Here is a 16,450-nt window from a genome sequence, read left to right as displayed (position 1 = left end):
GGTGCCCATCGCGCGTGACCACATCATGTCCGAGCCCGGCGTCGGCTCCTGCCCGGATTGCGCCAGCACGGAGCTGCGGACCGTCGTCGATCAGCCACCCTGGTGCGGACGTTGTGAGTGGAACCTCGACGTCGCCGCTTCGAGTGCCGTCGGCCGTCTCGGCCGGTCTCTCGAACGGCTCGATCGTCGTGCCGGGTTCCGGGCGGACCGCCGCCTGGCCCACATGGCCACGCAGTTGGGTGCTTCCCACTCCTGGCTGACGCCTGCCTTCCTGCTGCTCGTGCTGGTCTCGTTCGCGCTGGTGCTTCTTCCGTTAGGTGCGCTGGCCGCCGCCGTGTGGCTGCTTGTCGACGGCGTGGGGCCGTTGATTCTGCCGCTGCTGCTCGCCGCCGTGGCCTACGCGCTGCGTCCCCGCCTGGGCAGCGTCCGACAGGTGGTCAAAGGCGCCTACCGGTTGACTCCGCAGCGACAGGCGGCGCTGCACCGTCTGGTCGAACGGGTCGGCGACTCTGTCGGCGCACCGAAGCCCGACCTCATAGTGCTCAACGACGAGTGGAACGCGGCGGCGGCAGTCGTCGGGGTGCGCAGGACCCGAGTACTGCTGCTCGGTGTACCGCTGCTCGTGGGCCTGTCGCCGCAGGAGATGGTGGCACTGATCGGTCACGAACTCGGACACTTCCGCTGGGCCGACTCGCGCCGTCGTCTCCTCACGCAGCCGGCCCGGACCTTCTTCGGCATGCTCGCGACCGCGACCCGGCCGCCACACGGAGACGCGCACGACAGGGACGTGGCGGGTATCTACGCCCTCTTCTACACACTCTGGCAGTTGGTCGGAGGTGCCGTCAGCTGGCTGCTGTTCGCCGTACACCTCGCGATGAACACGCTCGATGCCCGGGAGGGGCGTCGAGCGGAGGTGCGAGCCGACGCGATGGCGGCGAGTGCGGCGGGCAGCACCGCGGCTCTCAGCATGATCGACGTCTTGGCGTTGTCGCCTCTGCTGTCGCCTCTCGTCACCGCGCATCCAACGCCGGGGGTCGCGATGGATGTGTGGCGGCGGGCCATCGCCACCACCCGTGCGGAGCAGGCAGTGCGGCTGCCGATGCTGCGTCAGCTCACCATCCGCGAGTACGCGTCACTGCTCGCCAGCCATCCGGCGCCGGGCCGGCGGCACCAGGTGATCTCGGGAATGCCCCACCGGGACGCCTCGGTCGTGGTGACCCCGGACGAGGCGGCCAACCTCGATGCCGAGTTGCGGCCGTTCGTCGAGGCGCTGCGCAAGCAACTCGCGCAGGCGTACGACCTGTGACCGTGGCCGCCTGAGGCTCACCCGGCGGGGACGTCCCGGCGGCGGTACTGGTCGCCGGTCGGGTGCTTGCCGGCAAGAAATGAATGATGGTTCAATCCTTTGGTGGCCTACCGGAGCACGGAGCGGGTGAAGGCGCGGCTGACCGCCTCGCGGGAGCGCATCGTGGCCGCCGCGATCGGCATCCTGGCCGATGACGGCTATGCCGGCTGCTCGGTCGCTGCCGTCGCGGCGCGGGCCGGGGTGGCGACCGGCAGCGTGTACCGTCACTTTCCCGCCAAGGCTGACCTCGTCGCCGAGGTGTTCCGTTCCGCCAGCCAGCGCGAGATCGACGCCGTCACCCGGGCCGCCGCGGCCGAGAGCACGGCCGCGGCGCGGGTCCGCGCGGTCATCGAAACCTTTGCCGGCCGGGCCCTACGGTCGCCACGGCTGGCGTACGCCCTGCTCGCCGAGCCGGTCGATCCGGCGGTGGAGGCGCAGCGACTGGTCTTCCGGCGTGCCCATGCGGCGCTGCTGGCCGGCTACATCGCCGACGGGTGGCCGACGGTGAGCTGCCGGCGCAGAATCCCGAGCTGACGTCCACCGCAGTGGTCGGCGCGCTGGCTGAGGCGATGGTGGGCCCGCTGGCCGCCGGTGTCGCCGGCCCGGACACCGTCGGCGGCCTGATCACCTTCATCCACCGCGCGTTGGGAGTTCCGTCGTGAGCACACACGAGGTGTTCAATCAGGTGCCGCCGCTGGTCAGCCACGACACGGCCGACGAGCCCGCGCTGCTCGACGCGCTGGCCCGGGAGGGGGCCGACTGGGCCACGGCCGAGGTGCACGAACTCGGCCGGCTGGCCGGCACCGAACAGGCGGTCGAGCACGGCCGGCTGGCCAACGAACATCCGCCGGTGCTGCGTACCCACGACCGGTACGGACACCGGGTCGACGAGGTGGAGTTCCACCCCTCCTGGCACGAGTTGATGCGTACCGCCGTGGCGCACGGCCTGCACGCCGCTCCCTGGGCCGACGAGCGACCCGGCGCGCATGTCGCCCGGGCGGCGAAGTTCCACGTCTGGCGACCCGACGCCGGCCATGGTTGCCCGATCTCGATGACGTACGCGGCGGTACCGGCGCTGCGGCACGCCCCCGACCTGGCCGCTCGCTACGAACCGCTGCTCACCGCCCGCAGTTACGATTTCGGGCTACGTGAACCGCAGCGCAAGCAGGGGCTGCTCGCGGGCATGTCGATGACCGAGAAGCAGGGCGGGTCGGACGTCCGGGCGAACACCACGACGGCCCGCCCGACGCCCGATGGCAGCTACCGGCTGGTCGGGCACAAGTGGTTCACCTCGGCGCCGATGTGCGACCTCTTCCTCACCCTCGCCCAGGCGCCGGGCGGTCTCACCTGTTTCCTGGTTTCGCGGGTGCTTCCCGACGGCGTCCGGAACCCGATGCGGCTGATGCGGCTGAAGGACAAGCTCGGCAACCGCTCCAACGCCTCCGCCGAGGTGGAGTACGACGAGGCGGTGGCCTGGCGGGTCGGCGACGAGGGCCGGGGCGTCCGCACCATCATCGACATGGTGAACCTGACCCGGTTGGACTGCGTGATCGGTGCGGCCTCCGGCATGCGCCACGGGGTCGTCACCGCCACCCATCACGCCGCGCACCGGCGGGCGTTCGGTCGGTACCTCGTGGATCAGCCGCTGATGCGCAACGTCCTGGCCGACCTGGCGGTGGAGTCCGAGGCCGCCACGGTGCTGATGATGCGCCTGGCCGGGGCGACCGACCGTTCGGCACGTGGCGACGCGGCCGAGACGGCGTTCAAGCGGATCGCCCTCGCCGTGGGCAAGTACTGGGTCTGCAAGCGGTGGCCCGGTCACGCCGCGGAGGCCCTGGAGTGCCTGGGCGGCAACGGCTACGTGGAGGAGTCCGGGATGCCGCGGCTGTTCCGCGAATCGCCGCTGAACTCCATCTGGGAGGGCTCGGGGAACGTCGCCGCGCTGGACGTGCTGCGGGCGCTGGCCGGCCAGCCCGAGGTGCTGGCGGCGTTCCAGTCGGAGGTGGACGCCGCCGCGGGCGCTGACGCCCGGCTCGACGCCGCGGTCCGCCAGGTGCGGGCGGCCCTGGCCGATCCGGCCGATCTGGAGGTACGTGCCCGCCGGGTGGTCGAACAACTGGCGCTGGTGTTGCAGGGGGCGCTGTTGGTGCGTCACGGTCACCCGGCGGTCGCCGACGCCTTCTGCGCGTCCCGGCTCGGTGGCGACCGGGGGCATGCCTACGGCACGTTGCCGGCCGGCGTCGACTTCGCCGCGATCATCGACCGGGCCACCCCGAAGGTGGGCTGACCGGTCCGGCGCCGCCGCGGTGGGCGGCGACGCCGGAGCCGGGGGATCAGCAGTAGAGGTTCGCTCCGGCGGGCACCCCGAGGATGCCCACGAACTGCTGGTACCGGGTGACCCGACTCTGCACCTGGGCGGGGTTGCCGCCGTTGCACTCGATCGAGCCGTTGATGCTGCGGATGGTCTGCCCGAAGCCGGCCCCGGTGACCATCGCGTTGTGCGCGGTCATCGTGCCGGGCCCGTGCTGCGTCATCCAGTACCAGATGGCGGTCTTCCAGGCCACGGCGGCGTCGTTCTGCACCAGCCACGGGTTGGTCAGCAGCGGCAGCCCGAGGGCGGCCCCGGCCGCGTTGTAGTTGAAGTTCCAGCTCAGTTGGATCGGCCCCCGCCCGTAGTAGGCGGCCTGGCCAGCCGGGCACCCGTACGGCTGGCTGCTGTCGCAGTAGTGCGGGTAGTTGGCGGTGTTCTGCTCCACGATGTGCACCAGGCCGCCGGTCTCGTGGTAGACGTTCGCCAGGAAGGCCGCCGCCTCCTGTCGCTGCACGGTGGCACTACCGGTGCGCGCGAACGCCGGGTAGGCGCTCAGCGCATTGATCAGCCCGGAGTACGTGTAGAAGGAGTTCCGGTTCGGGAACATCTGACGGAACTGGGCCTCGCTGACCACGAAGCCACCCGGGTTGGTCGGCGGCGGGCTGCTGGTGGGCGGCGTGCCCGAGCAGGTGTACGGGTTCCAGTACCAGGTGCTGATGATCGGGTCGTAGCCGGGATTGTCGTGCTCGGCGATGTAGTACTGGCCGTTGGTGTACCGCACGATGCTGCCGGCCGGGTACCAGGTGCCGGCGATCCAGTTGGGATGGTTGCAGGTGCCGCCCGGGGGCGGCGGGGTGCTGCCGCCGCAGGCGCCGAGATCCTGCCAGACTCCGGTGGTGCCGGGCGGGGCCTCGCTCTGCGTCCACCACTTCGCCTGGTAGTTGCGGCCGTTGTGGGAGACCTGCATGCCCGAGGTGTAGACCGCGGCGGACTGCCACGGGGTGGCACAGGCGGCGGCGGAGGCGGCGGTCGACGGGATGACCGCCAGCAGCGCGCCGGTGAGCGTCAGTGCCGCGAGCGCGGCCAGGGCGCGCAATCTCGACATGCGATCACTCCTTTCCGGGGGGAGTGGTACGTCGAGAGCCGGAACGGTCATCGACGACTGTGATGGTAACACCCACTGTTCATAAACCTTACTATTAGTTCCGAGCAGTGAACCGGGCGTTGAGCCGGACCGATTGCTGTGGGATTCTTGGACGCCGATGCGTTGTCGCGCGTGTGAGTGACCGTCGCCCGATGGGCAACCGGGGCCGCCACGGTTCCGGGGGACGACGGCCGAAGACGGATTCGTCTCCGACCCATCGGCCCCGGGTCCGGTACGTCGGGCCCGGGGCCGATGGATCTCCGCGTGACCAACGAAGGAAGATCATGAAAATCTCGGACCGGCACGGGGTTCGACACCTGGCCCGACCTCGACCATCCGTCCGACGCGCGCAGTCCCTCCTCGCGGTCGGCCTGCTGCTCGGCACGGCACTGGTCGGGATCGACCAACCGAACGCCGTCGCGGCGAGCACGCCGGCGACGATCACAGTGAATGCCCGGGCCGGGCTGGCCACCGTGCCCGACACCGCGCTCGGCGTCAACCACGCCATCTGGGACTCGCAGCTGGGCAGCACCGAGACGTCGGACCTGCTGCGGACGGCCGGTGTGCAGATGATGCGTTATCCCGGCGGCTCCTACGCCGACATCTACCACTGGGAGGACCACACCGCGCCCGGCGGCTACGTCGCTCCCGGCACCGACTTCGACACCTTCATGGCCGGCGTACGGCGGGCCGGCGCCCAGCCGATGATCATCGCGAACTACGGCACCGGCACCCCGGAGGAAGCGGCCGAGTGGGTCCGGTACGCGAACGTGACGAAGGGCTACGACGCCCGGTACTGGACGGTCGGCAACGAGAACTACGGGAACGGCCACTACGGATCGGCGTGGGAGGCCGACCACCACCCCGACAAGAGCGCCACCTACTACGCGAACCTGGTGGTCGAGTACGCGGACGCGATGAAGGCCGTGGACCCGAGCATCAAGGTCGGCGCGGTGCTCACCATGCCGGCGAACTGGCCCGACGGGCTGACCGCTGGTGACGATCCGGGACCGTGGAACCAGACCGTGCTGGACATCGCCAGCCAGAAGATCGACTTCGTCGACGTGCACTGGTACCCGGGCGGCAGCGCCGCCGAATCGCTGCCCCGGACCAGCCACATCACCGACGCGGTCCACCTGCTCCGGGAGCAGATCACCAGGTACGCCGGCCCGGACGCCGGTCGCATCGGCATCAGCCTCACCGAGGTGAACGTCACCTCCCAGGGCATGACCAGCCAGCCGGCCGCGCTGTTCCTCGCCGACGCGTACAGCGGGCTGTTGGCCAACGGTGTGTTCACCGTCCACTGGTGGAACGTGCGCAACGGCATCGGGCAGGTGTCGACAGTGGCCGGGCAGACCGACTACGGCGACTTCGGCATGCTCTCCAGCGGCACCTGCACCTCGGACGGATCGGTCTGCGAGCCGCCGTTGAACACCCCCTTCGCCGCATACCACGGGCTGTCGATGATGAGCCGCTTCGCCCGCACCGGCGACCAGTTCATCCGGGCGGCCAGCGACGACCCGCTGGTGGCCGCACACGCGGTACGCCGGGCCAACGGCGAGGTCGCGGTGCTGCTGGTGAACCGGGATCCGGACAACGCCCACGAGGTGACCATCGACTACGCCGGCTTCGCCCCGTCGAGTGGGGAGCCGACGGTGCACACCCACACCAACGGCGCCACCGCCATCACCACCAGCCGGTCCGGCAGCGCGACCAGCCGGACCCTGCCGCCGTACTCGCTGACCACGCTCGTGGTGCAGTCAGCCGCTCCGGCCACCGGGCACCCCGGCGCACCGGGGCAGCCCACGGCCACCGAGGTCACCGACCGGACCGCGACGATCTCCTGGCCGGCGGCGACCCGGGGCGCGAGCCCGATCGCGAAGTACGAGGTGCACCGGCAGTACGGCGCGGTCAGCGAGCAACTCGGCGAGACCTCGGGCACCTCGCTGACCGTCGACAACCTCGTCCCCGGGCGCAGGTACACGGTCAACGTGCTGACCCGGGACACCGCCGGCCGGGTCTCGTGGGCGTCGCCGCCGCTGACCTTCACCACCGGCGCCCCGGCCACCAGCAGCTGCGGCGTCCGCTTCACCCGCACCACGGACTGGGGCAACGGTTACGTGGCGAACGTCGACATCGTCAACAACACCGACACCGAGATCGACGGCTGGACGCTGACCTGGACCTGGCCGACGACGTGGCAGCGGGTGGGCAGCGGCTGGAGCGCGAACTGGGAGCAGGTCGACACCACCGTCCGGGTCACCAGCACCGACGACAACCGTCGGATACCCGCCGGGGGTGGCACGAGCGCCGGCTTCGTCGGGGAGTACAGCGGGCCGAACGTGACACCTACCGCCTTCCGGCTCAACGGCACCCTCTGCGCCGTGCTGTGAGGCCGCCGGCGTCGTCGGTGGCGGCATCGCGCTCCACCGACGACGCCGGGACTGGTGATTTTGCCGATGCGGGGCTGGTGGGACGCCCCAAACACTGATCGCAGTCGATACAACTCCAACCCAAGGGAGTATCCGACGTGCGATCTACCACCACCACCCGTCCCCGTTCCCTCTCCCTCCTGGCCCGGCTGGCGATGGCCGCCGTCGTGGCCACCGGTGGCGTCGTCGCCGCCTCGTCCCCAGTCCAGGCCGCCAACCCGTACGAGCGGGGACCGGCACCGACAAACGCCATCCTGGAGGCCAGCCGCGGCCCGTTCGCCACCTCGTCGACGAGCGTCTCCTCGCTGGTCAGCGGCTTCGGCGGCGGCGTCATCTACTACCCGACCACCACCACGGCGGGCACCTTCGGCGCGGTGGCCATCTCGCCCGGCTACACCGCCTCCTGGTCGAGCCTGGACTGGCTCGGCCCGCGGATCGCCTCGCACGGCTTCGTGGTCATCGGCATCGACACGATCACCCGGTTCGACCAGCCGAGCAGCCGGGGTCGGCAGTTGTTGGCCGCGCTGGACTACCTGACCGAGCGCAGTTCGGTGCGCGGCCGGATCGACGCCAGTCGGCTGGCCGTGGCCGGGCATTCGATGGGTGGTGGCGGCAGCCTGGAGGCTGCGGCGAGCCGGCCGTCGTTGCAGGCCGCCGTGCCGCTGGCGCCGTGGAACCTGACCAAGAACTGGTCCAACCTGCGGGTGCCGACGCTGATCGTCGGCGGCGAGTACGACACCGTGGCCTCGGTCTCGTCGCACTCCGAGCCGTTCTACAACAGCATCCCGGCCTCGGCGGAGAAGGCGTACCTCGAACTCAACGGCGAAGGTCACTTCTTCCCCAACACGGTAAACACCCCCACCGCCAAGCAGATGGTGGCCTGGCTCAAGCGGTTCGTGGACGACGACACCCGGTACGAGCAGTTCCTCTGCCCGGGGCCGAGCGGCCTGGCGATCGAGGAGTACCGCGACACCTGCCCGCACTGAGGTCGGTCCGGGGCGGTCGCGTCGCGTCCGCCCCGGCCGTCCGGCCGCCGGTCTTCCGTCCCGTGGACCGGCGGCCTTATATTGCATCAGCAGTGCAAAAATATTGGAGGTGGCGAGTGTCCGACCACACGGCCGACGGGCTGCGCGGGCTGGTCGCCGCGTTCCTGCGGAGGCACGATCCGAGCGGTGACCGCACCGGCTTCCTGCGCGCTCGCTTCGACGCCGGACTGGCCTGGGTGCATCATCCGCCGGGTCGCGGAGGCCTGGGCGCACCGCCGCATCTCCAGGCGGTGGTGGACGACGCCTTCGCCGCGGCCGGTGCGCCGGACAACCAGCCCCGGCGCAACAGCATCGGGCTCGGCATGGCCGCGCCCACCCTGCTACGGCACGCAAGTGAGGCCCAGTGCCGGCGCTGGCTGCGACCGTTGTGGACCGGCGAGGAGGTGTGGTGCCAGCTGTTCAGCGAGCCCGATGCCGGCTCCGACCTGGCGAGCCTGCGTACCCGGGCGGTGCCCGACGGCGACGGCTGGGTGGTCGACGGGCAGAAGGTGTGGACGTCGCTGGCCCACGAGGCGCGCTGGGCGATCCTGCTGGCCCGCACCGACCCCGCCGCACCGAAGCATCACGGCCTCACCTACTTCGTCTGTGACATGGCGGCGCCGGGGGTGCAGGTGCGGCCACTACGGCAGGCCACCGGTGAGGCAGAGTTCAACGAGGTGTTCCTGACCGGTGTCCGGATACCCGACACCCACCGCATCGGCGAGGTCGGACACGGTTGGCGGATCGCCCGCACCACCCTGATGAACGAACGGGTCGCCATCGGCGGCCGGCCGCTGCCCCGGGAGGGCGGGATGGTCGGGGTGCTGGCCCGGCTGTGGCGGGAGCGACCGGACCTGCGCACCGGTGGCCTGCACGAGGAGGTGCTGCACGCGTGGGTGCGCGCCGAAGCCGCCCGGCTGGCCGCGCTGCGTCTGCGCCAGCTGGTCGCCGCCGGCCAACCCGGCCCCGAGGGTTCGGCGGTGAAGCTCTCCTTCGCCGAGCTGAGCCAGCGGATCAGCGGGCTGGAGGTCGAGTTGCGCGGCGCCGAGGGGCTGCGGCACGACGACTGGACGATGCGTCGGCCGGTGGCCCCGGACCTGCTCGGCCGCACCGCCACCTATCGATATCTACGCGCCCGGGGCAACTCCATCGAGGGCGGCACGTCGGAGATCCTGCGCACCATCATCGCCGAGCGGGTGCTCGGGCTGCCCGCCGAGCCCCGGGTGGACCGATGACCGACCTGCTCTACGACTCCGACGAGGAGGCGCTGCGCGGCAGCGTACGCGCCCTGCTGACCACGCACGCGCCGTGGCAGCGCATCCTCGCCGCCGTGGACGCCGATGCGCCGTACGACGCGGAGCTGTGGCGTCGGCTGGTCGACCAGACCGGGGTGACCGGCCTGGTGGTGCCGGCCGAGCACGGTGGCGCCGGGGCCGGGTTCCGCGAGGTCGCGGTGGTGCTGGAGGAACTGGGCCGAGCGGTCGCGCCGGTGCCTTTCCTGGGCACCGTCGTGGCCACCCGGGCACTGCTCGCCTGCGGCGAGTCCACGCTGCTGCGTCAGGTCGCGGCCGCCGAACGCGACGTGGCGCTGGCCGTCGGTCTCGCCACCGCGCCCGACGCGGCTCCCGGCGCGGTCACCGCCGGCCCCGGGCCGACGCTTTCCGGCCGGGTGGCCGGCGTCGCCGACACCGCGCCGCCTGGCCTGCTGCTGGTCCCGACCGGCGACGGACTGTACGCGGTGGACGCCGCCGATCCGGCGGTGCGGACGACTCCCGTGGTGTCGCTGGATGCCACCCGACCGCTCGTCGACATCGAGTTCACCGCCGCGCCCGCCCGCCGGGTCGCGGCGGGCGAGGTGGCCGCGACGGCGGTGCGGGCGGCGCTCACCGCGGGTGCGGCGCTGCTCGCCTCCGAACAGGTCGGGGTGGCGCAGTGGTGTCTGGACACGACGGTGGACTACGTGCGGCAGCGTCGACAGTTCGGCCGACCGGTCGGCTCGTTCCAGGCGGTCAAGCACCGGCTGGCCGACCTCTGGGTGGAGCTGACCGAGGCTCGGGCGGTGGCCCGGTACGCGGCCGCCAACGCCGCCGGTTCCGAGGCGTCGTTGGCCGCCGCGTTGGCGCAGGCGTACTGCGGCCCGGTGGCGGTCCGGGCGGCGGAGGTCTGCGTCCAGTTGCACGGTGGGCTGGGCTTCACCTGGGAGCACCCGGCCCATCTCTATCTCAAGCGGGCCAAGAGCGCCGCGATCGCCTTCGGCACCGCCGACCGGCACCGGGCCGCCCTGGCCCGGCTGGTCGACCTGCCCGGGCCGGGCGCCGCCGAGGGCGTCACGAGTCGCAGTACCGACAGGTAACAACCAGGCATCGAGGGTGTTGACGAAACACGCGAGAAACGTACACTCCGAGTGTAATAATGTGGCGGCGAGGCGAGGAGCGGGCTGATGGCGGACGGTCTCGCACTGCACCAGGTCGGCGTCCGCTTCGGCGGCCTCATCGCCCTCGACGACGTCTCGTTGACGGTCGGGCCGGGCGAGGTGGTCGGGGTGATCGGTCCGAACGGGGCCGGCAAGACCACGCTGTTCAATGTCGTCTGCGGCTTCGCCACCGCGCACACCGGCACACTCACCCTCGACGGCCGGCCCTTTCGACCACGGCCGCACCGGCTGACCCGGCTGGGCATCGCCCGGACGTTGCAGGGCACCGGCCTGTTCGCCGGGCTCACCGTGCTGGAGAACGTGATGGCCGGGGCCGCCCACACCGCCCGCACCGGGCTGATACCGGCCCTGCTGGGTCTGCCTCGCAGCGACCGCGACGAGCGCCGGCTGCGCGAGCACGCCCGCGCCGTCCTGGCCGACCTGGGCATCACGGAGTACGCCGACGCCGCGCCGGACACCCTTCCGTTCGCGGTACGCCAGCGGGTCGCGCTCGCCCGCGCGCTGGCCGCGCGCCCCCGGCTGCTGCTGCTCGACGAGCCGGCCGGCGGCCTCGGCGCGGACGACGTGGACAGCCTCGCGGAGCTGATCCGGGGGCTGCCGCACCGGGCCTCCGACCCCTGCGCGGTACTGCTCGTGGAACACCACATGGACCTGGTCATGGCGGTCTGTGACCGGATCGTGGTGCTCGACTTCGGGCGGGTCGTCGCCACCGGGCCGCCCGAGGCGGTCCGCGAGGATCCGGCCGTGGTGGACGCCTACCTCGGCGCGGCTCTCGACGAGGCCGCGTAGTGGCCGGCGACCTGCTCACCGCCGAGGCCCTGGCCGCCGGTTACGGGCCGGTGCCGGTGCTGCACGACGTCGACCTGCGGGTGCCCCCCGGCACCATCGCCGCCGTCATCGGCGCCAACGGCGCCGGCAAGACCACCCTGTTGCGCACCCTGTCGGGCATGCTGCGCCCGACCGCCGGTCGGATCCTCCTCGACGGCCGCGACCTGCGCGGCACCCCGGTCGAGCAACTCGTCCGGCGCGGCGTCGCGCACGTGCCGGAGGGGCGCGGCGTGATCGGCGAACTCACCGTGGAGGAGAACCTCCGGCTCGGCGCGTTGTGGCGGCGGGACCGCAGCGACGCCGCGCGCGCCCTCGACGAGGTCTATCAGCTGTTCGAGCCGCTGGCCTCGCGGCGGCGACACCTCGGCCACCAGCTCTCCGGTGGCGAACGGCAGATGCTGGCCCTCGGTCGGGCGCTGGTCGGCCGGCCCCGCCTGCTGCTGCTGGACGAACCGTCACTCGGCCTGGCGCCGCGGGTGGTGGCCCAGACCATGGCGTTGCTGCGCCAGCTGCGCGACGACACCGGGCTGACCGTGCTGCTGGTCGAGCAGAACGTGCGCAGCGCCCTGGCCGTCGCCGACCAGGGCATCGTGATGTCGCTCGGCCGGGTCGCGCTGGCCGCCCCGGCCGCCCGGCTGCGCGACGACGCCGACCTGCGCCACGCCTACCTCGGATTCTGAAGCGCAAGGAGGACCGTGGACCGCTTCCTCTTCCTCACCCTCGACGGCCTGTCGAGGGGCGCGGTCTACGCCGCGTTCGCACTCGCCCTGGTGCTCATCTGGCGGGCCGGGCGGATCGTCAACTTCGCCCAGGGCGCGATGGCGGTGGCCGCCGCGTACGTCGCGTACAGCGTCACCGCCGTGACCGGCTCGTACTGGCTCGGCTTCGGCGCGGCGCTGCTGGCCGGGCTGCTGCTCGGCGCGGTCGTGGACGTCGCGGTGATGCGGCTGGTGGACCACCGGTCACCGCTCAATCCGGTGATCGTGGCGCTCGGGCTGGTCCTGCTGATCCAGGCGATCCTCGGCATGGTGTACGGCAACGAGTACCTGCCGGCCCGGACACCGTTCAGCCGGACCGCGCTGACGGTCGGCGGCACGGCCGTGCTGTCCCCGTACGACCTGTTCGTCTTCGCCACCGTCGGGGTGGTCGGCGCGGCCCTGGTCTGGGTCTTCACCCGGACGGCGATCGGGCTGCGGATGCGCGCCGCGGCGTTCGCACCCGAGGTGTCCCGGCTGCTCGGGGTGAACGTGGGCGGCATGCTCACCCTCGGCTGGGCGCTGGCCTCGGGTGTCGGCGCCCTGGCCGGGATGCTGGTCATCCCCACCGAACTGGGGCTGCATCCGCACGCGATGGACCTGGTCTTCGTCTCCGCGTTCACCGCCGCGGTGCTCGGCGGGCTGGACAGCCCGCCCGGCGCGGTCGTCGGCGGTCTCGGTGTCGGCCTGCTGCTGTCCTACGTCAGCGGGTACGCCGGCGGCGATCTCATCCCGCTCGCGGTGCTCGCGCTGCTGCTGACGGTGCTGCTGTTACGCCCCGGTGGGCTGTTCGCCCCGGTCGCCGCGAGGCGGGTGTGAGCGCCACCCGGGCGGCGACACCGCCCACCCGGCACGCCGCCGTCGATCCCGTTCGCCCCGGCCGGTCACTGCCGACCCTGGTGCGCCACCTCGCCGTCGCGACCGGCGTCGCCCTGCTGGTGCTGACGGTCAGCTACCAACTCGACTCGTTCCGCAACTACCAACTGGCCACCGTGGCCGCCTACCTCTGCGCCACCGCCGGGCTGACCGTCCTGACCGGGCTCTGCGGGCAGCTCTCGCTGGGACACGGCGCGCTGATGGCCACCGGCGCCTACAGCCTCGCGCTGGTACAGAACGCCTTCGCCGATCGGGGTCTCACCGCCGGTGGGTGGCTGGCCGTGTCGCTGGTGGTGGCGGTGCTGGCCACCGTCGTCGTCGGCGCGGTCGTCGGGGTCGCCGCCGCCCGGCTGCGCGGGCCGTACCTGGCCGGGCTGACCCTGGCCGTGGCGGTGGTGGTGCCGGCGTTGACCGTCACCTTCGACGGGGTCTTCAACGGCGAACAGGGCCTGGCGGTGCCGGTGGCCCCGGCCCCGGCCGCGCTGGGCAGCTACTTCCCGCACGAGCGATGGCAGCTCTGGGTGGCCGCCGCGGCGTCCCTGATCTGCCTGGTGCTGCTGGCGAACCTGGTCCGCAGCCGCTACGGCCGCTCGTTCCGGGCGGTACGCGACGACGAGGTCGCCGCCCGGCTGGCCGGTATCCACGTGGCCCGTACCCAGGTGGTCGCGTTCGTGGTCAGCGCGGCCAGCGCTGGCCTCGGCGGGGCCCTGCTGGCGGTGCTCGCGCAGAGCGTGTCGCCCGGCGCGTTCGGCCTGACGTTGTCGCTGTTCCTGCTGATGGCCGTGGTCATCGGCGGTCTCGGTCGGATCGCCGGGGCGGCCTGGGGCGCCATCCTGCTGGTCGCGCTGCCCGATCTGACGCATTCCCTGACCAACCTGTTCACCCTCTCGCCGGCCGCGGCGCAGCGACTGGAGGGCAACCTGCCGCTGGCGATCTTCGGCAGCACGCTGATCGCGGTCATGATCGTCGCGCCGGGCGGTGTGCAGGGGTTGTTGTCTCGGCTGGCCAGGGCGATGCGCGCCCGCTGGCCGGTCGGGCGGTCGTAACCGTCGCACCTACCCACCCCAACCATCCATTTCGCACTACCGGACCGATGAAAGGTCGGTGTCCCATGCGAAGCACGGCACGGCGCGGTCTCGTGATCGCCACCACTCTCACCCTGTTGCTCACCTCTGCCGCGTGCGGCTCGGACGACGGTCCCGGTGCGGGAGCGCCGGTGCCCGGCGTCACCGACTCGGAGATCGTCGTCGGCACCCACATGCCGCTGACCGGTCCGGCATCCGCCGGCTATTCGAAGATCGCCCCGGCGACGAAGGCGTACTTCGACTACGTCAACGCCAACGGCGGCGTGCACGGCCGCAAGATCACGTACAAGATCATGGATGACGGGTACAACCCCGCCACCACCCAGCAGGTCGTCCGGCAGCTCGTCCTCCAGGACAAGGTCTTCGCCATCCTCAACGGCCTCGGCACGCCGACCCACACCGGCGTGCTGGACTTCCTGCACACCAACCGGGTACCGGACCTCTTCGTCGCCTCCGGCAGCCGCAGCTGGGACCAGCCCGACCGCTATCCGAACACCTTCGGCTTCAACCCCGACTACACGGTCGAGGGCAAGATCCTGGCGAACCACGTGAAGACCACCCTGCCCGGTCGCAAGGTCTGCTTCCTCGGGCAGGACGACGACTTCGGCCGGGACGCGCTGGCCGGCGTGGAGAAGGTGCTCGGTGCCGACGGCGTGACCGACCGCCAGACCTACGTCACAAGCAACACAAACGTCGCGCCGCAGATCGGTGCGTTCAAGGCCGCCGGTTGCGAGGTGGTCATCCTGGCCACCGTGCCGGGCTTCACCGCCCTGTCCGTCGGCACCGCCGCCCGACTGGACTTCCGCCCCCAGTGGGTGGTGTCGAACGTGGGCGCCGACCACCCGACGCTGGCTCGCCAGCTCGGCGACGCCGCCGGGCTGCTGGAGGGCATGGTCGGTCTGAACTACCTGCCGATGCAGAACGACGCCGACGATCCGTGGATCCAGTTGTTCACCAAGGTCAACACGGAGCACAACGGCGGCGCGGAGTTCGACGGCAACACCGTCTACGGCATGGCGGTGGGCTACCTGTTCGTGCAGGTGCTCCAGGCCGCAGGCAAGGACCTCACCCGGGAGTCGCTTGTCGAAGCCGTCCGCAAGGGTGGCTACCAGGGGCCCGGGGTGGCGCCGTTGCGGTTCTCCGCCACCGACCACTCCGGTTACGGCGGCGGCCGGCTGAGCCGGGTCGAAGGGGGAGAGCAGCGCTACTTCGGCCCCACGTACGAGACCGACGAGTCCGACGGGCCGGTCAACGAGTACGCCACACCGCCGGTGCCGCCACCGGCGAACGGCGTGCCGAGCGCCTGATCCGCTCGCCCGGTGTGCACCGCCCGGCCCGATCCCGGTCGGTGCACACCGGCGAGTTGAGCCGACCCGCGCCGACCCGCCGCGACCCGCGCCGACCCGCCGCGACCCGCGCCGACCCGCCGCGACCCGCGCCGACCCGCCGCGATCCGCGGCGGCACCGGTGCGATCGGGTCGGCTCGTCCGGGCAGGGTCTCGGCAAGCGCCTAGACTCGGCTCGCACGAAGGCGACGCCAGGGTGAGGGGGACGGCGGGGATGGTCAGTGCCGAGGCAGCCGGTCGGGTCGACGGGCGCACCGCCCGGGCCGAGCGCACCCGGGCGGCGATCGTCGAGGCGCATCTCGCGCTCATCTCCGAGGGAGACCTGCGCCCGACCGGTGAGCGCATCGCCGAGCGGGCCGGCATCTCCCTGCGTACGCTCTGGACCAACTTCAAGGACATGGAGACCCTGTTCGAGGCCAGCGGGGCGGAGCTGCTTCGTCAGCAGGACGCCGCGTGGCGGCCGATCTCGCCCAGCCTGCCGCTGGCCAAGCGGGTCGACGCGTTCTGCCGGCAGCGGGCGAAACTGCTGCAACTGATCGCGCCGTCGGCTCGGGCGGCACAGATGCGCGAACCGGTCTCCGCGCAGCTGCGCCGCAACCGCCTCAAACACATCGCCCGGGTACGCGACGAGGTCGAGCAGCTGTTCGCCGACGAGCTGGACCGCACCGGGCCGGCCCGGGACCAGGTGGTCAACGCCGTGGTGGCGGCGAGCACCTGGCCGGCGTGGTCGACCCTGCGCGACAGCCTCGGGTTGGGCGTGGACGCCGCCCGCGCGGTGATGGCCCGCACCGTCGGCGCGCTGCTCGCCGAGCCGGCCGACCGCTGACCCGGGCCGCCGCCACCCGACAATTCCCTCTTCTCAAGCGCCG

Annotated in this window: 15 protein-coding genes; 14 read left to right on the top strand and 1 reads right to left on the bottom strand. The window is 72.0% G+C overall.

What is annotated here, in order from left to right:
• Position 1 precedes the first annotated feature (1 nt).
• From O7624_RS01580 to O7624_RS01565, 4 genes are all read left to right on the top strand, one after another.
• Positions 2–1,306: a M48 family metalloprotease gene (locus O7624_RS01580; protein ID WP_282238616.1), complete on the top strand. Its 1,305-nt coding sequence runs from the start codon at positions 2–4 to the stop codon at positions 1,304–1,306.
• 102 nt (positions 1,307–1,408) lie between these two features.
• Positions 1,409–1,879 (top strand): TetR/AcrR family transcriptional regulator, encoded by a 471-nt coding sequence (locus O7624_RS01575; protein WP_282238615.1) that lies wholly within the window; start codon positions 1,409–1,411, stop codon positions 1,877–1,879.
• A complete protein-coding gene (locus tag O7624_RS01570) occupies positions 1,840–2,007 on the top strand; it encodes a hypothetical protein (protein WP_282238614.1) in 168 nt (55 codons plus the stop codon). The genes O7624_RS01575 and O7624_RS01570 overlap by 40 nt, the downstream gene beginning before the upstream one ends.
• Positions 2,004–3,632 (top strand): isovaleryl-CoA dehydrogenase, encoded by a 1,629-nt coding sequence (locus O7624_RS01565; protein WP_282238613.1) that lies wholly within the window; start codon positions 2,004–2,006, stop codon positions 3,630–3,632. The genes O7624_RS01570 and O7624_RS01565 overlap by 4 nt, the downstream gene beginning before the upstream one ends.
• A gap of 46 nt (positions 3,633–3,678) precedes the next feature.
• On the opposite strand, the gene O7624_RS01560 is transcribed toward O7624_RS01565, so the two are convergent.
• Positions 3,679–4,761, bottom strand: coding sequence for a glycoside hydrolase family 19 protein (locus O7624_RS01560; protein ID WP_282238612.1), 1,083 nt, complete (start codon positions 4,759–4,761; stop codon positions 3,679–3,681).
• Between the two features lie 323 nt (positions 4,762–5,084).
• Between O7624_RS01560 and O7624_RS01555 the strand changes: the two genes are divergently transcribed.
• The 10 genes from O7624_RS01555 to O7624_RS01510 all read left to right on the top strand — a co-directional run bounded on the left by O7624_RS01555 (position 5,085) and on the right by O7624_RS01510 (position 16,407).
• Positions 5,085–7,193 carry a cellulose binding domain-containing protein gene (locus O7624_RS01555; RefSeq protein WP_282238611.1) on the top strand — a complete coding sequence of 703 codons (2,109 nt, stop codon included), beginning with the start codon at positions 5,085–5,087 and terminating at the stop codon, positions 7,191–7,193.
• Positions 7,194–7,387: 194 nt separating this feature from the next.
• Positions 7,388–8,218 (top strand): alpha/beta hydrolase, encoded by an 831-nt coding sequence (locus O7624_RS01550; RefSeq protein ID WP_093402464.1) that lies wholly within the window; start codon positions 7,388–7,390, stop codon positions 8,216–8,218.
• 116 nt (positions 8,219–8,334) lie between these two features.
• Positions 8,335–9,492, top strand: a complete 1,158-nt coding sequence (locus tag O7624_RS01545; protein ID WP_282238610.1) for an acyl-CoA dehydrogenase family protein — start codon at positions 8,335–8,337, stop codon at positions 9,490–9,492.
• The gene (locus O7624_RS01540; protein ID WP_282238609.1) at positions 9,489–10,610 is read left to right on the top strand and encodes an acyl-CoA dehydrogenase family protein; all 1,122 of its coding nucleotides are present in this window, start codon (positions 9,489–9,491) and stop codon (positions 10,608–10,610) included. Before O7624_RS01545 ends, O7624_RS01540 begins: the two co-directional genes overlap by 4 nt.
• 87 nt (positions 10,611–10,697) lie before the next feature.
• Positions 10,698–11,480 (top strand): ATP-binding cassette domain-containing protein, encoded by a 783-nt coding sequence (locus O7624_RS01535; RefSeq protein WP_282238608.1) that lies wholly within the window; start codon positions 10,698–10,700, stop codon positions 11,478–11,480.
• A complete protein-coding gene (locus tag O7624_RS01530) occupies positions 11,480–12,199 on the top strand; it encodes an ABC transporter ATP-binding protein (protein ID WP_093402231.1) in 720 nt (239 codons plus the stop codon). Before O7624_RS01535 ends, O7624_RS01530 begins: the two co-directional genes overlap by 1 nt.
• 15 nt (positions 12,200–12,214) lie before the next feature.
• Positions 12,215–13,093: a branched-chain amino acid ABC transporter permease gene (locus O7624_RS01525; RefSeq protein ID WP_093402232.1), complete on the top strand. Its 879-nt coding sequence runs from the start codon at positions 12,215–12,217 to the stop codon at positions 13,091–13,093.
• On the top strand, positions 13,090–14,196 hold the full coding sequence (locus O7624_RS01520; protein ID WP_282238607.1) for a branched-chain amino acid ABC transporter permease: 1,107 nt from the start codon (positions 13,090–13,092) through the stop codon (positions 14,194–14,196). The genes O7624_RS01525 and O7624_RS01520 overlap by 4 nt, the downstream gene beginning before the upstream one ends.
• A 65-nt stretch (positions 14,197–14,261) precedes the next feature.
• A complete protein-coding gene (locus tag O7624_RS01515) occupies positions 14,262–15,542 on the top strand; it encodes an ABC transporter substrate-binding protein (RefSeq protein WP_282238606.1) in 1,281 nt (426 codons plus the stop codon).
• Positions 15,543–15,795: 253 nt separating this feature from the next.
• The gene (locus tag O7624_RS01510) at positions 15,796–16,407 is read left to right on the top strand and encodes a TetR/AcrR family transcriptional regulator (RefSeq protein WP_282238605.1); all 612 of its coding nucleotides are present in this window, start codon (positions 15,796–15,798) and stop codon (positions 16,405–16,407) included.
• Positions 16,408–16,450: the final 43 nt, after the last annotated feature.

It is taken from the genome of Verrucosispora sp. WMMD1129, assembly GCF_029581255.1.
GTDB classification, from domain to species: domain Bacteria; phylum Actinomycetota; class Actinomycetes; order Mycobacteriales; family Micromonosporaceae; genus Micromonospora; species Micromonospora sediminimaris.
This window is presented reverse-complemented; position numbering and strand designations above follow the sequence as displayed.

Coding starts and splice junctions, on each gene's coding strand:
- O7624_RS01560 (WP_282238612.1), bottom strand. CDS start 4,761: ATGTCGAGATTGCGCGCCCTGGCCGCGCTCGCGGCACTGACGCTCACC.
- O7624_RS01535 (WP_282238608.1), top strand. CDS start 10,698: ATGGCGGACGGTCTCGCACTGCACCAGGTCGGCGTCCGCTTCGGCGGC.
- O7624_RS01550 (WP_093402464.1), top strand. CDS start 7,388: ATGGCCGCCGTCGTGGCCACCGGTGGCGTCGTCGCCGCCTCGTCCCCA.
- O7624_RS01515 (WP_282238606.1), top strand. CDS start 14,262: ATGCGAAGCACGGCACGGCGCGGTCTCGTGATCGCCACCACTCTCACC.
- O7624_RS01540 (WP_282238609.1), top strand. CDS start 9,489: ATGACCGACCTGCTCTACGACTCCGACGAGGAGGCGCTGCGCGGCAGC.
- O7624_RS01510 (WP_282238605.1), top strand. CDS start 15,796: ATGGTCAGTGCCGAGGCAGCCGGTCGGGTCGACGGGCGCACCGCCCGG.
- O7624_RS01555 (WP_282238611.1), top strand. CDS start 5,085: ATGAAAATCTCGGACCGGCACGGGGTTCGACACCTGGCCCGACCTCGA.